The 2,740-nt window shown below is 74.9% G+C and carries 2 protein-coding genes; one reads left to right on the top strand and one right to left on the bottom strand.

All coding sequences use genetic code 11. The features are described 5' to 3' along the window. Positions 1–669 (bottom strand): FHA domain-containing protein (locus K6I34_RS35100; RefSeq protein ID WP_229332080.1); only part of this gene is annotated, 669 nt, incomplete at its 3' end. Positions 670–1,271: 602 nt separating this feature from the next. Here K6I34_RS35100 and K6I34_RS35105 point away from each other — a divergent pair. After that, on the top strand, positions 1,272–2,740 hold a 1,469-nt coding region (locus tag K6I34_RS35105), incomplete at its 3' end, for a serine/threonine-protein kinase (RefSeq protein ID WP_229332081.1).

Here is a 2,740-nt window from a genome sequence, read left to right on the forward strand (position 1 = left end):
GGCCGGGAGGACCTCGGGGCTGGCCGCGTCCGTGCCGTGCAGGCCGTGCAGGCCGAGCACCGACTCGCCGACGCGCAGCAGCTCGCCCGAGGGGAACGGGACGGGGACCTCGCCCACGGGTTCGCCGTCGAGGGTGGTGCCGTTGGTGGACCCGAGGTCACGGACGGAGACCGTGCCGTCGTCGGAGAGCGTGACGGCGCAGTGCAGCCGGGAGACGTCGGGGTCGTCGAGCGGCACGTCCGCCGCGCTGGACCGGCCGACGGTCACCTCTCCGCCGTGCAGCAGGTGCACCCCGCCCGCGTCGGGACCGGAGACCACGTGCAGCCGGGTCGCGGCCTCCTGGGCGCCGGAGAGCAGCACGCCCGCGTGCCGCTCGGGATCGGCGGGGGCGCACAGGGAGAGCACGGCGCCGTCGATCAGGGGCGGTTCGCCGAGCGCGCAGCGCTGCCCGTCGAGCCGTTCGGAGCCCGCGTAGACGACCGCCGAACCGCTGCCCAGGTCGCAGCCCGCGGCGGCGGCGACGGCCGCGAGCCCGCTGGTCACGCTGGCGAGCGCGGTGCCCGCGGGCGCGGTCACCAGGACGTCGCAGGCGCGCGTCGCGGGCGCGGCGTGCCCGGTGTGCGCGGTGTGGCCGCTGAGCGGCCCGAGGACGGTCAGCCTGATCTGCATCGCCGTCAACGGTCCCTTCCTGCCCCTGGTGGCGCGGCGGGGGCGGAATGCCTCGGCTCTCCGTCGCCTCTTTCCGAGGCCCCCCACCGTGCACGGGCGCTTCGGCACGTACAGGTCACCACGTCGCGCGGGGTCCCGCACACCCTCCCCACGGCATCCGTGCTGCGAGCATCCTCGCACCTGCCGCCGACGACGCGCCCGGCGCACGCCGATCCGTGATCTTGAACGACGATCGGAGTGTGCGGAAAAAAACGGTGGTGATCAAGTAAGGGCAGCCCGGGCGGGTGATCCGTTCAGGCAGGGATCATTTACGGACTGTCCATGGCGATCGTCGACAAGCATCGACAAGTTTTTAGGCCCCCGCGGTTGAGTATCTCTTCCGTCTCTTTTCCGTCACCTCGCGCCGCCCCGGCGCATCACGGCAACCAAGTGTCCGGAACGCGCGTCTTTACCCCACAGCCCCCCGGATTTCGGCAGTCCGGTGGCCCGTACGACGGCACTACAGTGGGCGGAAGGCCGGGACGCGACGGACGACGGCAATCATCACCAGCCGAGCCTCGCGACCGCGGAGCCCGGCAGATCACGACCAGGGAGCGCATGACGTGCGGCCGGTAGGCAGCAAGTACCTCCTCGAAGAGGTGCTCGGACGCGGGGCGACGGGCACCGTTTGGCGCGCGCGCCAGCGCGAGACGGCCGGCTCCGAGGCCGCCGTGGCCGGGCAGCCCGGCGAGACCGTCGCGATCAAGGTGCTCAAGGAGGAGCTCGCCAACGACGCGGACGTCGTCATGCGCTTCCTGCGCGAGCGCTCCGTCCTGCTGCGGCTCACCCACCCGAACATCGTCCGCACCCGCGACCTCGTGGTCGAGGGCGACCTGCTCGCCCTGGTCATGGACCTGGTCGAGGGCCCGGACCTGCACCGCTACCTGCGCGAGAACGGCCCCTTCACCCCGGTCGCGGCCTCCCTCCTCACCGCCCAGATCGCGGACGCGCTCGCCGCCAGCCACGCCGACGGCATCGTCCACCGCGACCTCAAGCCCGCGAACGTCCTGCTCGCCGGGTCGGACGGCGCCACGATGCACCCGATGCTCACCGACTTCGGCATCGCGCGCCTCGCCGACTCCCCGGGCCTCACCCGCACCCACGAGTTCGTGGGCACGCCCGCCTACGTCGCGCCCGAGTCGGCCGAGGGCCGCCCGCAGACGTCCGCGGTCGACATCTACGGCGCGGGCATCCTGCTCTACGAGCTGGTCACCGGCCGCCCCCCGTTCGCCGGGGCCACCGCGCTCGAAGTCCTCCACCAGCACCTCAGCGCCGAACCGCGCCGCCCCACGACCGTCCCCGAGCCCCTCTGGACGGTCATCGAACGCTGCCTGCGCAAGCGGCCCGAGGAGCGCCCCAGCGCCGAGAACCTCGCGCGCGCCCTGCGCGTCGTCGCCGCGGGCGTCGGTGTCCACGCCTCCCCGGCCCAGGCCGAGGCCGCGCTCGGCGTGGGCGCGCTGCTCGCGCCCGACCCCGCACCGGCCCAGGTGCCGGGCGCGCCCGGCGGCGACGCCGACCCCACGCAGGTGCTGCCGCCCGTCGGCGCCGGGTATGGCGCGTACGACCCGAACGCGGCCACCAGCGTCCTGCCGTCCACGGGCCCGGCCGCCGGCGACCCCACACAGGTGCTGCCCGCGGGCTCGGGCGCCCCCCAGGGCTTCGGCGGCGACCCGACGCGCGCGATGCCGATGGGCTCGGCCGCGCCGGGCGACCCCACGCGGGCCATGCCGATCGGCTCGGCGCCCGGTGGCGACCCGACCCGCGCCATGCCGCCCGTACCGCCGATGCCGCCGGAGGGCGGCGCCGACAGCCCGCACCCGTGGCAGACGCAGATGCGCGCGGCCCGGGACCGCAACGACCAGACACAGGTCCAGTACCTCGACCCGAGCGAGGACCCGCTGCGCCGCCGCCCGCACCGGCGCCCGGCGCCTCCGCAGGCTGCTCCGCAGCAGCAGTACGCGCAGCCTCAGCCGCAACACCAGCCTCGGCCTCAGCAGTACGCGCCGCCGCAGCCTCAGCCGCGCTACCAGGA

Origin of the sequence: Streptomyces sp. UNOC14_S4, from assembly GCF_020740835.1 — a bacterium.
In the GTDB taxonomy this organism is placed as follows: domain Bacteria; phylum Actinomycetota; class Actinomycetes; order Streptomycetales; family Streptomycetaceae; genus Streptomyces.